Raw genomic sequence first — 13,613 nt, 5'->3', positions numbered from 1 at the left:
CAATTATCTCCTCCTCGAAAGTCTTTACGAGGTGGGGTGGGTATTAGATTTTGCAAAGGAAATAAATCTGTCCAGGGTTTCCTGACTGGGAATTTCGCCGGTAAAGCCGATAAGGTAGTCGCGGCTGTGGGCTAATCGTTCGTCCAGCGTTTCGGCAATATCCAGCGCGTAATAGCCGATCTGCATATAGTACAGGATGCGGGCGCGAATGAAGGATTCATTGGGCGCAAAGCCATGGCGCGCAAACATCTTCGTCAGGGCCTGCATGCGGGTATCGTCGGATTGATCGACAATGCGGCGGATTTCAGGATCTCGCCTGGACCATTCCCGGACCGCAAAATCCAGTTTTGGATCAAACAAAGTGGAATCCAAAAAGCACTCAAAAACTGCCAGAACAGCGTCTGTTATGTTGGGGCAGGGCCGTTGTGCGCGCGATACAATGGCGGGGGTGTTGGTGCCCGCCCAAATCTCCAGCAGTGCCGCCAGAAGATCTTCCCGGCTTTGAAAATACCAATAGAAGCTGGAGCGGGACACCTTCAGGGATTGGCTCAACGGCAGGATTTTGACCTGTTCAACGCCATCGGAAATCAGCGTCTTCAGGGCCAGGTCGATCCAATCCTGCCGCGTTGCCTTTGTATGGGCGGCGGGCGCTTGTCCTTCCGGGCTCACAGCCGCATCCGCGCGCCGTCTGGATCATAAGGGGACGGCGCAATCACCTTTGCCTTACGCTCTACCCCGACGACATGGACGGTTAATTCTGTGCCCGGCTGTGTGAAGGGGCGCTCAACCAGGGCCATTGCAAGGCTGGTCCCGATGGTATGCCCATAGCCGCCCGATGTAATAAAGCCAACCCGAACACCATCCTGCCAGACTGGTTCATATCCGCTGACCTCTGCATCCGGGCTGTCGATGGCAAGCGTTACCAGACAGGTCGCCGCCCCGCCTGCATCCCGCTCCGCCAGTGCGGCCTTGCGTCCGATGAAGTCCGGCTTCTGCCAGTCGATCCAACGATCCATGCCGGTCTGGCCTGGTGTATAGCCCTGGGTGAATTCGCGCGACCAGATGCCAAAACTCTTTTCCAGGCGCAATGAATTCATCGCATAGAAGCCATATTCCCGCATGCCATGATCAGCACCAGCCTTCAGCAGCATCTCGCGGAGCGCAATATGTTCAACGGCGGGGACATTGATCTCGTACCCTAATTCGCCGCAAACGGACAGGCGTGCGACCTTGGCCCGGATCAGACCGATATCCAGTTCCATACAGCCCATAAAGGGCAGGGCAGCATGGCTGATATCCTGATGGGTCAGACCTTCCAGTACTTTGCGGGAGTTCGGACCAGCCAGAGAGAAGCCAACCATGGCATCGGAAATATCCCGCACGGTAACGTCGCCGGACCGATGGTCCTGGAACCAGCGCATATGCCAGGCCCGCAGATAATAGGACCCCATGATCCACCAGGTCCCATCTCCCCAATTAAAGACGGTCAGGTCGCCTTTCAGGCGGCCTTCCGGGGACAGCATCGGGGCCAGCTTGGCGCGGCCCGGTTTGGGCAGGCGGCTTGCCATGATGGTGTTCAACCAGGTCTCAGCCTCAGGGCCGGACACCTCAAAACGGGAGAAGCCGGATATATCCAACAGCCCCACTGTTTCCCGCACAGCCTTGCATTCTTCGGTAACCACATCGAAGGCGTTTGAGCGTTTCAGGGTCGGTGTTTCTTCAAATCCTGGTGGGCCAAACATCAAGGGGACTTCCAACCCCCAGCTGCATCCCCATTTCGCCCCGGCGGCAGTCATGGCGTCATAGGCAGGGGCCTTCTTCAGCGGACGACCTGCTGGCAATTGTTCATTGGGATAGGTCATGACGAAGCGGCGGGAATAGAACTGCCCGGTCGTCTGTTTGATGTATTCGCGGTTCGACGCAAAGGCCCCATAGCGTGCAATATCCATCGGCCAGGCATCGGCCTCAGGCTCTCCATGGATCATCCATTCGGCCAGTGATTTGCCAACACCGCCGCCCTGCAGGAAGCCTGCCATGACACCACAGGCCAGCCAGTAATTCCGCTTGCCGGGGACGGGGCCTACGAGTGGGTTTCCGTCTGGAGAAAATGTAAAAGCACCATTAACCCAACGTTTTACACCGACTTCTTGAAGGCATGGATAACGTTTGAATCCCAGCGTCAGTTCGTTTTCAATCCGGTCGAAGTCTTCCTGGATCAGCTCGAACCCATAGTCCCAGGGTGCGCCGTCCATGTTCCAATGTTTGTGTTCAACTTCGTAGATTCCCAACAGCACCCCCTTCTGATCCTGGCGCAGATAGGTGAAGCCTTCCAGGTCAACGGTCATGGGAACTTCGAAATCCAGGGCTTCAATTTCCGGGACGGAATCGGTGACCAGATAGTGATGTTCCAACGGGGACAGGGGCAGGTCCAGGCCAACCATCCGGCCCACCTGTTTGGCCCACAGGCCACCGGCATTCACAACATGCTCGGCATGGATTGTGCCCTTCTGGGTCACAACATCCCAACTGCCATCGGGGCGCTGGATCAATTCCTCGACCTTATTGTTTTCGATCACTTCCGCCCCGCGCATCTTTGCCGCCTTGGCATAGGCATGCACTGTGCCGGTCGTGTCGATGTAACCTTCCCGGTCCGCCCATAGGCCCCCGATGACCCCTGTCACATCCATGATGGGGCAACGGGCCTTGATCTCTTCAGGGGTCATCAGGTGGCAATCTTCGATGCCAATGGTCTGGAAAATGCGATAGGCCGATTGCAGCCATTCCCAGCGCGCGGGGGCGGAGGCGACGGTGATACCGCCTGTCATATGCAGCCCGATATCCTGACCGCTTTCCTTTTCAATCTCTGCCAGCAGGTCGATGGTATAGGCCTGCAAGGCCGCCATGTTCGGATCGGCGTTCAGCGCGTGAATGCCCCCCGCTGCGTGCCAGGAGGATCCTGCCGTCAGGATTGAGCGTTCGACCAGCGCCACATCGGTCCAGCCGAATTTCGCCAGATGATACAGAACCGACGCCCCAACGACGCCCCCGCCAATGACCACGACCCGATACTGCGATTTCATCTGACGACTCCCTTTGTGCCAAAGATTGTTTCAAAAAACCTTAGCAGCTTCTTTTTCAGAGTCTAGACATAACTGTACAGAGTGTCAGATCAGGCCCAGAAGCAACAGATACAGCGCGATATAGCGTCCCGTCTTTGCGATCGTTACGATGATCAGAAAGGGCAGGATGGGTTCTCGCAGGACGCCTGCGACCGCCGTCAACGGGTCGCCGATAAAGGGGGCCCAGCTGAGCAGCAGCGACCACTTGCCCCAGCGATGGTACCATTCCGTGGCGCGGATCAGGGCTTTGGGGTCCTGTTTGGTCCAGAATCGCCCGCGCAATTTGTCCAGGCTGCGCCCGATCGCCCAATTGATCACGGCCCCCAGCACATTTCCGACACTGGCGACGGCCAACAGCAGGAATGCCGATTGATTGCCTGCCACCAGCAAGGCGGTCAGCACGGCTTCGGATTGCATGGGAAGGATGGTTGCGGCGATCAGCGCCGACAGGAACAGACCGGAATAGGCGACAAGGTCCGACATGCGCGGTCAGCGACGAAAAATGCGCTGTGACAGGGGCGAGCGGTGCTCCCAGCCCGCCCGTTCCAATTCCGGCGTGTCGGTTTCCTGCTGCGGATAACCGATGCACAGATAGGCGATAAAGCGCCAGTCTATTGGGACATCCAGGGCGTTTGATACGTCATCGGGATTCAGGATCGACAGCCACCCCAATCCGATCCCTTCCGCCCGTGCTGCCAGCCATAAAGTTTGGATCGCACCGACGGCTGAGAAATCCAGTGTTTCCGGCATGGTCTGTCGGCCCAGGCCGCCGCCCTGATCTGGATCGGGATCGCAGAAAACTGCCAGATGGACTGGCGCCTGATCCAGTCCGGCCAGCTTTAATGTCGCATAAAGTTCCGCGCGGTCCCCATCCAGCCCGTCCAGCGCCGCCTTGTTATGGACCTCAAATGAAGACCGGATCGCCGCACGGGGCGCGTCTTTTTCAACCAACACGAACCGCCAGGGCTGGCTGAGTCCGACAGAGGGGGCTTGGTCGGCAATCGCCAGTAATCTATCCAGCGCATCGGGAGGCAGCGGGTCGGTTTTGAAATGCCGCACATCCCGCCGCCAGGTGAAAAGTTCCTGCAGTTTTGTGCGAAACTCGGCGTCGAAACTCGGCATGGTCATCCCTGTGCAGGTTCCAGAAAGAGAAACCGTGTCGCGCCATAGCGACGGTCATCAATGACATCAAACCCGGGCGGACACTCAAATGGGGCCTTGGGATGCAGTTGCAACACGGCCAATCCGTCCTTGGCCAGCCAACCGTGCCGTTGGGCGGCGACCAGACTGTTTTCTGCCACCAGATCTCGATAGGGCGGGTCGAAGAAGATCAGGCCACAAGGCACCTTGGCCGTGGGGGGCTTGGTGGCGTCCTTGTTCAGGATGGTGGTGATGTCGCGGAAGCGGGCCTTATTGATGTTGGCGCTTAGAACTTTTGACGCTGCCGGATCGTTTTCCAGGAAACTGCAGTGGCGCGCCCCGCGGCTTAACGCTTCCAGGCCCAAAGCCCCGGTCCCCGCAAAGAAATCAGCCACGGGACGATCGTGCCACTTTTTGGCGTGTTTGGGTGTGGCAAGGATGTTGAACAAGGATTCCCGCGCCCGTTCCGATGTGGGACGGGTTGTTGTGCCTTCTGGTGCATTCAGGTTCAATCCACGGCGGCTACCGGCGACGATCCGCATTCGGCTTCCCTCGTTTCGGGCCTATGCGGGCACCAGGTTTCTTTCCCTCACCGACAGTATCTGCAGAATGTCTTTGATCTATTGATTTTGTGGCTGCTGGTTTGATGCCAGACGGTTTTGGGCTGGCGCCGCGATTTGGGCCTTGTTTCGCATTCCCTTCTGGTTTGGCGTATCGGGTAATGCGGGTGCCTGTCGGTTTGGCCGGTCTGACGGCCTTGTTTGATGGCTTTGGCGTATCAGCCACGGCTTTCGCATCAGTATCCGCTGGAATCTCCGCGCGACGATTTCGGGATTTGTGCAGCGGTTTCTTATGCGGCTTTGGTTTGGCTTTGGCCTTTGCCCATTTGGCCTGGCCCTTGCGGCTTTCGCCACCGACGGTATCGCGCAGCATCTTGGCAGAGACTTCTTCCACGCCGCCGCGCGCCAGGGTGCTTAACTGGAAGGGACCATAAGCGACGCGGATCAGACGATTGACCGGGTAATCCAGATATTCCATGACCTTGCGGATTTCGCGGTTCTTGCCTTCGGTCAAGGATACGGAAACCCAGGCATTAGCACCTTTCTGGCTTTCCAATTCCGCCCGGATTTCGCCATAGCGGATGCCTTCGACTGTGACGCCATTGGCCACAGTGTCCAGCTTTTCCTGACTGACATAACCGTGGACCCGCACACGATAGCGCCGGATCCACCCTGTCGCGGGCAATTCCAGCCGACGTGCGAGGTCGCCATCATTGGTCAACAGCAGCAGGCCTTCTGAATTCAAATCCAGCCGTCCGATGCTGACGACGCGTGGCATTTCCGGGGGCAGCCGTTCAAAGATATTGGCGCGGCCTTTCTCATCCTTGGCGGTGACGACCAGGCCGGGCGGCTTGTTATAGCGCCACAGGCGCGCAGCCTGAGCTTCGGGCAGGGGTTTTCCATCGACGACCACGATGTCGTCAGGCCCGACATTCAGCGCAGGGCTGTCTATTTGCGTGCCATTGACGGAGACGCGCCCGTCTTCGATCCAGCGCTCTGCGTCTCGCCTGGAACACAAGCCGGCCCGGGCAATTCGTTTGGCCAGACGCTGGGTTTCGCCACCCACCTGATCTGCGGTGAGATCGGGCATTTCATTTTCAAGGGGATTGTGTGGATCGCTCATAGCGTTGCGCTTGCTGCCCGTGTTACAGACTAATCAGGATTGTGGCCCAGCCATACCCCCCACAGCGGGTTGCGGCAAGCCGCGCCGTTTGCTGGCCTTCAGATAGGATGCACAAAATGACCCCGGAAGTCCAAGACGATCCAATGTCTCTTGCCTTTGAAGAGGCAGAGGCCGCCGCCGCCCGGGGCGAGGTGCCAGTCGGGGCCGTTGTGGTCGAGGCGCAGTCAGGCCGCATTCTGGCCCGCGCGGGCAATCGGGTTGAGATGGATAAGGACCCGTCAGGTCATGCGGAAATTCTGGCGATACGGGCGGCCTGTCAGGTCCGGGGGGACGCCCGGCTGCCGGATTGTGATTTGTATGTGACGCTGGAACCTTGTGCGATGTGTGCGACGGCGGCTGCCCATGCGCGGCTGCGGCGCATTATCTTTGGGGCCTATGATCCCAAGGGCGGTGGAATCGAACATGGCGCGCGCATATTTCAGCGGGAAACCTGTCATCATCAGTGTGAGATTGTCGGGGGCGTGCAGGAATCCCGTGCGGCCACTTTATTGCGGACATTCTTTGCCGCAAAACGCTAATGCGACTGCCCCGGGGTTTGCGTGTTCGGGGTCTGCGTGTTCGGGGTCTGCGTGTTCGGGATTTGCGGTGACTGGCGATGAAAAACCAAGTCCCCTGCCTGAGGGTGGGGAGGGTCGGCAGGGGACCTGGTAATTCCATTTGATTGGTCGAAACCAAGCAAAGAACCTAACGGGGCTTGATTTGCGATCAGGTGACTGACCCACGTTAAGTTACCAAAGTTATTCCAAGATGCGTGCCACTCTCGCTACCGTGATCAGGGTTTTTGAAGAACGGCCTAAACAATTGATAAATAACTATAAAAAAGATGTGTTGTGATCACGAAAATGTGTTCTGACTGGTAATGAGAAGCGGTCGCTTTTGTTGTTCTCGAAATGCGTTGCAAATTGCGAATTATTTTTGAAATTGCAAAATCTTACCCGGCGCATTTTCTTCATTGGGGGATTTTCATCTCAATCCCTATATGATGCTCTAGGGTGACCTGGGTGATGGATGGCTGATTAGGGAGCGCGCTGGTGAAAACATTCAATCAAACAAGTCGGATTGATGGGCATCGATTCAGATCGCATGGTGCCGTCGCAGGGGGGATGTGTGGCTTTGGATGCGCACATCATTCTTCAGCCAAGGCGGAGTCCGGGTTGGCGGCCACGCGCCGTGGGGTTTTACGGCTGGGATTGTCAGGCGCGGCAGCGGCTGGATTGGCGGGGTGTTCGACCAATCGCGCGACCGGGCAGAGCACATTGACCGGGTTCAGTTCGCTGGAAGATGATGAGAAGATTGGCGCGCAACAGCATCCAGAGCTGGTGAAATCCTTTGGCGGTGAATATATCGACCCGCCCTTGAATGCCTATGTTCAGAATCTCGGGGAACGCCTGGCTCAGCATGCTGAATATCAGGAATTCACCTATCGGTTTACCATCGTAAATTCATGGATTATCAATGCCTTCGCTCTTCCCGGCGGGTATTGCTATGTCTCAAGAGGTCTGGTGGCCCTGGCGTCTAGCGAGGCGGAACTGGCAGGCGTCATGGCGCATGAAATCGGCCATGTGAATGCGCGCCATACCGCCCAACGCATCGCGCAATCGCAACTTGCACAGGGTCTGTTGCTGGGCGCTGTCTTGCTGACGGGCCAAAGCGCCATCGGCGATGTCGGTGGGCAGGTCGCAAATTCAGTCCTGAAGAGCTTCTCGCGAGAACAAGAGCTGGAAGCGGATTCCTTGGGCATCCGCTATATGTCAGCAAGCGGCTATGATCCTGAGGCAATGGTCGGGTTCCTGGATACCTTGCGCGACCATTCAATTGTTCAGGCGGAACAGAAGGGCCTTCCAGCCAGCACGGTCGATGAATCAAATATCAATGCGACCCATCCCCGAACGATTGAGCGCGTGCAGAAAGCGGAAGCACTGGCCGGCCAATATGCCCAACCCGGACAGGTCGCCAACCGCGATGCTTATTTGGATCAGGTCAATGGCATATTGTATGGCGACGACCCGGAACAGGGATTGGTGCGTGGGACTGAATTCCTGCACCCGACGCTCAGAGTTCGGTTCCGGGTGCCCGATGGGTTTAACATTACCAACACACCCGACGCCGTTATCGCAGAAAAACCGAATGTGAAGGCCGCAATTGTATTCGATGGGGCCAAACGTAAGACTGGGGATGTCTACAGCTACCTGACCCAGGAATGGGGCAAGGGGGCCAATATCGGGGACTTGGCCCGCATCGACATTAACGGAAATCCAGCCGCCACGGGGGCCCTGCGCCTGCAGGGACAGGATTATCGCATCATCGCCATTCAGGGCGACGGCAACCAGATTTACCGATTCCGGTTTATATCGGACCCATCTGTCACGGCGTCTCTGAATACAGTCTTTCGAGAGACGACCTATTCCTTCCGCTTCCTGTCAGCGCAGGAGGCCGCGCGGATTGATCCCTATCGCATGATTGTTGTACCCATCACCCCCCAGGATACGATCGCATCGCTTGCCAGTGGCTATCCAGAGGGAACCTACAGTCAGGCATATTTCCGGGTGATGAATGATTTGAAGGCAACCACGCCCCTGCCGAAATCCGGCAAGGCCAAGGTGGTAATCGGAGGGCCGCAAATCTCTTAAGACGTATGTCTGTTGAGGCTGGTCTGGTCAAGGATGGGCATAGGTCAGGGATGCCCAATGGCTCAGCCAGGGTGTTTCATAAGACGCAGGCGCTTCCATGAAATGTACGGCATTCGCCAGATAGCGACCCGTCCCCAGATAGGGCAGTTGGACCTGTCCCGTTGAATCCGTGTGAACCTTAACGATTTGCAGTGTCTCATTCTGACCATAGAACATTGTGATCTGCGTGTTGGGCGCAGGGTCCCCGTTCCACAGCAATCGCACCCTGATGCCTTGTTCTTCGGGGGTCGTATAGGGGTTTGTCAGGGCGACCAGTTCGAAGGGCATGCCGCTGGGTGCATCCTGGCCCACCCCGTCCCCCACAGCGATCAGGGCCTTTGCGCACCGAATATAGGATTCGGTCACATCATTCGGCGCGAATCCCATTTCCTGATGACGGGACAAGGGGGGATTCAGACCCATATCGATCAGATAGTCGGCAAATTTCTGCCATTCTTCGAAATGAACCGTCTTGGTTTTGGATTGATAGATCACGCGATGCAGACCGACCCGACGGGGCGTCATGTTCAGCGGTGGAATGTCACCCGGCAGGCCCTGTACAGGGCGCATGCCATCCGCATCAATCATTTCAAACCTGTCGAACAGATGGGGCAGGTAGTAATCCCGAATGCCCTTGAAATTCGTGCCGGTTTTGGTGTGCCCGATGATTGCCTGATCTGGGTCGACGCGATAGGCGTCGGCTTCGATCCAGAATTCATGGCTATGGGCGGGGCTTGCCAGAAGCAACACTGCGCTTAGGATCGACAGCAGAATTCTGGGGTTCCAACGGATAGGCACTATTATGTCCTCACAACGCACATTGTTTCGCTTAACAGGCAACTTGATAGGTGCCTGGGGGAAAGGCAATGCGGTGCTGTTCGTTCTGTTATGTCTGCTCTGCCCTCTGTCCGCGCATGCCCATGAGATAAAGCCCAGCCTGGCGACGGTGACGCTGGATCAGGATGGTACATATCGCGTCGTTGTCATCACCAATCTGGAAGTATTGATCGCCGGCGTCAGTAGCGCCCACAGCAATACAAATGATGCGCCCCAGGCAGATCAGTACGATCATTTAAGAACCCTGGCGCCTGAAGCCTTGGAAGCGGCCTTTCAACCCTTCAAGGAACGCTTCCTTGGCAACGCGGTGTTACGGTTTGACGGTGTTGTGACCCGGCCCGAAACAGTGTTCCTGAATATTCCCCCTGTTGGGGATATGGACCTTCCTCGCGAAAGCATCATCGTCCTGTCTGGTAAAATTCCGGCCGGGGCCACAGGCATGACCTGGCAGTGGAGTGCTGATTTCGGGTCCAGTGTTATTCGCGCGCCATCCGACTCCAAAGATATCTATGCGGCCTGGCTGCAGAATGGTCAGGAAAGCGCAGTCATTCCGGTAGAAGGCCCGCCGGTGCGCACATTCTGGCGGGCCGCCTGGGATTTTTTCGCGGTTGGGTATACCCATATCCTGCCTAAGGGACTGGACCATATCCTTTTTGTCGTAGGCCTGTTCCTGCTCAGCCCCACAGTGCGACCGCTGTTGTGGCAGATTACGGCCTTTACGGTCGCCCATTCGGTCACACTGGCATTGGGCATGCTGGGCATATTGACCCTGTCGCCCAAGATTGTCGAACCCCTGATCGCCGCCAGTATTGTCTTTGTCTGCATCGAAAATCTGATGACCAGCCGCCTGCATCCTTGGCGTCCCGTCATCGTATTCTGTTTCGGGCTGTTGCATGGATTGGGCTTTGCGGGGGTATTGAAGGAAATTGGCCTGGGGGAGGGTGATTTTATCACCGGTCTGATCGCCTTTAATCTGGGTGTCGAGGCAGGCCAGTTGAGTATCGTTGCGGCTTGTTTTGTCGCGGTCTATGGCGTCATGCGGTATCCTTGGTATCGTCAGGTGGTCACCATTCCCGCCTCTTTGGCGATCGGGGCGGTTGCGAGTTGGTGGACAGTGGAGCGGATTTTCTTCACATAATCGCAAGAAGCGGGTGGGGCGATGAAACTCAAAACGTTAGAACACAGGCATCAACACCCCAACAAATGAAGAATCCGGTGAGGAATGAAGATGAGCGATGATCTGGAACAACAGCGGGACTACATCCGCATCGGAAAGGCCCTGGCCCATATCGCCGATACGTGGGGTCAGCATCGTCCAAGTCTTGCCGACCTGGCACAGGAATGTGAGATGAGCGAGTTTCATTTTCAGCGCGTGTTTCAGCGTTGGGTCGGTCTCAGCCCCAAGAAATTTCTCAGTGTGGTCAGTTTGGAACAGGCCAAACAGGCGCTGGATGGTCAGGCCGATCTGTTGAATGCCAGCTTTGATGCGGGCCTGTCTGGTCCTGGCCGATTGCACGATCTGTTTGTGACTTTTGAGGCGATGACGCCCGGTGAGTATAAGCGCGCGGCCGAAGGGTTGACCATTCGCTGGGCCTGGCATGAGGGTATCTTTGGTCCCACTTTGGTTTTGGCGACGGAACGGGGATTATGTGGTCTCGCCTTTCTTGATTCCCGCGGGCATCAGGGTTGTTTTGACGATATGGCGTCCCGTTGGCCACAGGCCCGGTTGGTTGAAGACCCTGTTTTCACCAAGACCTATATGGATCGTATTTTTGCGGAGCCGGGACAGCGCCCTCACGATGAAGGTATCCGGTTATTGTTGAAAGGAACGGAATTCCAGGTGAAGGTCTGGGAAGCTTTGATGCGCATCCAGCCTGGCGATTACACGACCTATGGCAGTCTGGCAGAGTTTATAGGATTGCCGAAAGGCGCATCGCGCGCCATTGGCACGGCAGTGGGTGCCAATCCGATAAGTTGGCTGATCCCTTGTCATCGTGTGGTGCGCAGTTCGGGCATGCTGGGGGGCTATCGATGGGGGCTGCCGCGCAAGGTGGCAATGATGGGTTTTGAACGTTCGGGTCAGGGGTTGCGGCTGGATCTGGCGGGGTAATCGCTCTTGACTCCGTTGTTGTGATTTATGCCGTCTTTGTGATCGTCTTTCTGCTTCGCTCGGTCTAGTCTGCGCCTCATGGAGCGATGTCTGTGCTCATGTGAGCGCATGATGCTCTTACCTTTGGTGCGGGGCGCTATGAATTCGCAATATCGATCCATTGGGACAATCCTGCTGGGATCCGCAATCGTGTTTCTGGGTTATGGCCTTATGGTCACCCTGGTGCCGATCCGTGCCCAGATGGAAGGGTTCGGCAGTTCTGCCATCGGGTTGATGGGATCGGCGTATTTCGTTGGCTTTGTAATTGGCTGTATCGTCGGCCCAAAAGTCGTTCAGGCGGTCGGGCATACCCGCGCATTTGCCGGATTTGCCGCCCTTGTGGCCGCCTTGACACTGATTTTTCCTATGGTCGTTGATCCGTGGACCTGGACGATCCTGCGCGGCATTAGTGGCATTTGTCTGGCTGTCGTCTACATGGTGATTGAGAGCTGGCTGAACGAACAGGCCACTAACCGTATTCGCGGCACCGTCTTGTCGCTGTACATTATTATCGGAAATCTGGCGACAATCGGTGGTCAGCAGATGGTGGCGCTGTCCGATACCCGGTCCTATGTGCTGTTCTCCCTGGTTGCGATCCTGGTGGCGATTTCACTGGTGCCGGTTTCTTTGGCCCCTGTTCGGGAACCTGATCAGATTCCAACAGCCAAACTGCGCTTTGCGCGCCTGTATAACCTGTCTCCCACCGGCTTTGTGGGATGTGTGCTGGTTGGGGTCGCGGATGGGGCATTCTGGACATTCGGTCCCGTCTTTGCGCAAACCCGTGGATTGCCGGTGTCGGAAATTGCCCTTTTCATGGGGGCGTTCATGGTGGGGGGGACCATTTTGCAATGGCCCTTGGGGTGGCTGTCAGACCGCATCGACCGGCGTATCGTGATTGGGCTTTGCGCGACCGCGACCATTGGAACCGGGTTGGCCCTGGCATTCTGGTATCCGCCGGTTCCTTGGATGGGATTTGCTCTGGCGCTTGTCCATGGCGGGGTAATGACGCCAATCTATGCCCTGTGCATCGCCCATTCCAACGATTTCGCGCCCAATGAGGAAATGGTGGAAGTGTCCAGTGGGCTGTTATTGATCTATGGCGTTGGCGCCGCCTTGGGTCCTGTTGCGCTGGGGCCGCTGATGGATGGTTTTGGGGCGGGCAGCCTGTTTGTCATGGTGGCGATCATATTTGCCAGCCTGGCCCTGTTTTCGCTGTATCGCATCACCAAACATCGCGTTGCTGCGGCGGAAACGCGCACTCCCTTCGCGCCGGTTCCGAAATCATCGCAATCTGTTTATGCGCTGGAGACCGATGATGAAGAAGAGGTATTTACAGAATTGGGGAAATAGACCTGCTTTCGTCACAGGTGACAGGAAATCCCGACTGCGCTAAGTTCTCCTCATGGCAAAAAACGTACAGATATCGTGCAGCTATCAAGTAGAGGAAGACCGCATCCTGATGCGGGCGCGCCTGCAGGATAAGGATGCGCGCATGTGGATGACGCGGCGGATGACGCTGCAATTCCTCGCCTCCATCGGCAAGATATTCGATCATCTGACCGGGACGGAAGCGCAGCCAACGGAACAGCGACAGGCGGTCAACGAATTCCGCCGTGAATCCGCGATGAGCACGGCCAATTTCAATCAACCCTATGAGGAAGAGGGCCTGGTTCCGTTTCCAGCGGATGGCCCCATGCTGGTTAAGAAACTAAACGTTGCTGCCTTGAAAACCGGCGGTGTTCAACTGACCCTGACAGGAAACGGCCCGGATGGGGTGCGGTTGAATTTGGGGGAAAAGGAACTCCATGCGGTGGTTCATATGCTCAGTCAGACAGCGGAAAAGGCGCAATGGGCGCTGGGGGCCCATCTGACGAAATCAACCGGTGTCAGTGTTGCCGGACCCGCAAAGCCCCGCGTGGTAAATTAAGACGCCTATTGTAAACCAGCTTTAACGAT

At 56.7% G+C, this 13,613-nt stretch carries 13 protein-coding genes; 6 read left to right on the top strand and 7 right to left on the bottom strand.

Translation table 11 applies throughout. The features are described from left to right. Positions 1-24 precede the first annotated feature (24 nt). The 6 genes from ACOSDM_RS10415 to ACOSDM_RS10390 all read right to left on the bottom strand — a co-directional run bounded on the left by ACOSDM_RS10415 (position 25) and on the right by ACOSDM_RS10390 (position 5,942). A complete protein-coding gene (locus ACOSDM_RS10415; protein ID WP_420724448.1) occupies positions 25-669 on the bottom strand; it encodes a TetR/AcrR family transcriptional regulator in 645 nt (214 codons plus the stop codon). After that, positions 666-3,080, bottom strand: a complete 2,415-nt coding sequence (locus ACOSDM_RS10410; RefSeq protein WP_420724447.1) for a GcvT family protein — start codon at positions 3,078-3,080, stop codon at positions 666-668. Before ACOSDM_RS10410 ends, ACOSDM_RS10415 begins: the two co-directional genes overlap by 4 nt. Before the next feature lie 84 nt (positions 3,081-3,164). Next, positions 3,165-3,602 (bottom strand): YqaA family protein, encoded by a 438-nt coding sequence (locus tag ACOSDM_RS10405; protein WP_420724446.1) that lies wholly within the window; start codon positions 3,600-3,602, stop codon positions 3,165-3,167. Positions 3,603-3,608: 6 nt separating this feature from the next. Beyond that, positions 3,609-4,241 carry a 5,6-dimethylbenzimidazole synthase gene (gene bluB, locus ACOSDM_RS10400; protein ID WP_420724445.1) on the bottom strand — a complete coding sequence of 211 codons (633 nt, stop codon included), beginning with the start codon at positions 4,239-4,241 and terminating at the stop codon, positions 3,609-3,611. A gap of 2 nt (positions 4,242-4,243) precedes the next feature. Next, positions 4,244-4,801, bottom strand: a complete 558-nt coding sequence (gene rsmD, locus ACOSDM_RS10395) for a 16S rRNA (guanine(966)-N(2))-methyltransferase RsmD (protein WP_420724444.1) — start codon at positions 4,799-4,801, stop codon at positions 4,244-4,246. Then, positions 4,782-5,942: a pseudouridine synthase gene (locus ACOSDM_RS10390; protein WP_420724443.1), complete on the bottom strand. Its 1,161-nt coding sequence runs from the start codon at positions 5,940-5,942 to the stop codon at positions 4,782-4,784. The genes rsmD and ACOSDM_RS10390 overlap by 20 nt, the downstream gene beginning before the upstream one ends. 116 nt (positions 5,943-6,058) lie before the next feature. Here ACOSDM_RS10390 and ACOSDM_RS10385 point away from each other — a divergent pair, with 116 nt between their 5' ends. Further along, a complete protein-coding gene (locus ACOSDM_RS10385) occupies positions 6,059-6,520 on the top strand; it encodes a nucleoside deaminase (protein ID WP_420724442.1) in 462 nt (153 codons plus the stop codon). Positions 6,521-7,033: 513 nt separating this feature from the next. Further along, a complete protein-coding gene (locus tag ACOSDM_RS10380; protein WP_420724441.1) occupies positions 7,034-8,632 on the top strand; it encodes a M48 family metalloprotease in 1,599 nt (532 codons plus the stop codon). 27 nt (positions 8,633-8,659) lie between these two features. On the opposite strand, the gene ACOSDM_RS10375 is transcribed toward ACOSDM_RS10380, so the two are convergent. Continuing rightward, positions 8,660-9,469, bottom strand: coding sequence for a DUF4198 domain-containing protein (locus tag ACOSDM_RS10375; protein ID WP_420724440.1), 810 nt, complete (start codon positions 9,467-9,469; stop codon positions 8,660-8,662). A gap of 4 nt (positions 9,470-9,473) precedes the next feature. Here ACOSDM_RS10375 and ACOSDM_RS10370 point away from each other — a divergent pair, with 4 nt between their 5' ends. From ACOSDM_RS10370 to ACOSDM_RS10355, 4 genes are all read left to right on the top strand, one after another. After that, on the top strand, positions 9,474-10,646 hold the full coding sequence (locus ACOSDM_RS10370; RefSeq protein ID WP_420724439.1) for a HupE/UreJ family protein: 1,173 nt from the start codon (positions 9,474-9,476) through the stop codon (positions 10,644-10,646). A 90-nt stretch (positions 10,647-10,736) separates the two neighbouring features. Further along, positions 10,737-11,618, top strand: coding sequence for a bifunctional helix-turn-helix domain-containing protein/methylated-DNA--[protein]-cysteine S-methyltransferase (locus tag ACOSDM_RS10365; protein ID WP_420724438.1), 882 nt, complete (start codon positions 10,737-10,739; stop codon positions 11,616-11,618). A 138-nt stretch (positions 11,619-11,756) separates the two neighbouring features. After that, positions 11,757-13,007: an MFS transporter gene (locus ACOSDM_RS10360; protein WP_420724437.1), complete on the top strand. Its 1,251-nt coding sequence runs from the start codon at positions 11,757-11,759 to the stop codon at positions 13,005-13,007. 52 nt (positions 13,008-13,059) lie between these two features. After that, complete coding sequence (locus ACOSDM_RS10355) at positions 13,060-13,584, top strand: hypothetical protein (RefSeq protein ID WP_420724436.1); 525 nt, start codon at positions 13,060-13,062, stop codon at positions 13,582-13,584. The last annotated feature ends 29 nt before the right edge of the window (positions 13,585-13,613 follow it).

It is taken from the genome of Hwanghaeella sp. LZ110 (genome assembly GCF_048892525.1).
GTDB lineage: Bacteria > Pseudomonadota > Alphaproteobacteria > UBA8366 > Aestuariispiraceae > Pacificispira.
This window is presented reverse-complemented; position numbering and strand designations above follow the sequence as displayed.

Coding starts and splice junctions, on each gene's coding strand:
- rsmD (WP_420724444.1), bottom strand. CDS start 4,801: ATGCGGATCGTCGCCGGTAGCCGCCGTGGATTGAACCTGAATGCACCA.
- ACOSDM_RS10365 (WP_420724438.1), top strand. CDS start 10,737: ATGAGCGATGATCTGGAACAACAGCGGGACTACATCCGCATCGGAAAG.
- ACOSDM_RS10370 (WP_420724439.1), top strand. CDS start 9,474: ATGTCCTCACAACGCACATTGTTTCGCTTAACAGGCAACTTGATAGGT.
- ACOSDM_RS10360 (WP_420724437.1), top strand. CDS start 11,757: ATGAATTCGCAATATCGATCCATTGGGACAATCCTGCTGGGATCCGCA.
- ACOSDM_RS10410 (WP_420724447.1), bottom strand. CDS start 3,080: ATGAAATCGCAGTATCGGGTCGTGGTCATTGGCGGGGGCGTCGTTGGG.
- bluB (WP_420724445.1), bottom strand. CDS start 4,241: ATGCCGAGTTTCGACGCCGAGTTTCGCACAAAACTGCAGGAACTTTTC.
- ACOSDM_RS10385 (WP_420724442.1), top strand. CDS start 6,059: ATGACCCCGGAAGTCCAAGACGATCCAATGTCTCTTGCCTTTGAAGAG.
- ACOSDM_RS10390 (WP_420724443.1), bottom strand. CDS start 5,942: ATGAGCGATCCACACAATCCCCTTGAAAATGAAATGCCCGATCTCACC.
- ACOSDM_RS10405 (WP_420724446.1), bottom strand. CDS start 3,602: ATGTCGGACCTTGTCGCCTATTCCGGTCTGTTCCTGTCGGCGCTGATC.
- ACOSDM_RS10355 (WP_420724436.1), top strand. CDS start 13,060: ATGGCAAAAAACGTACAGATATCGTGCAGCTATCAAGTAGAGGAAGAC.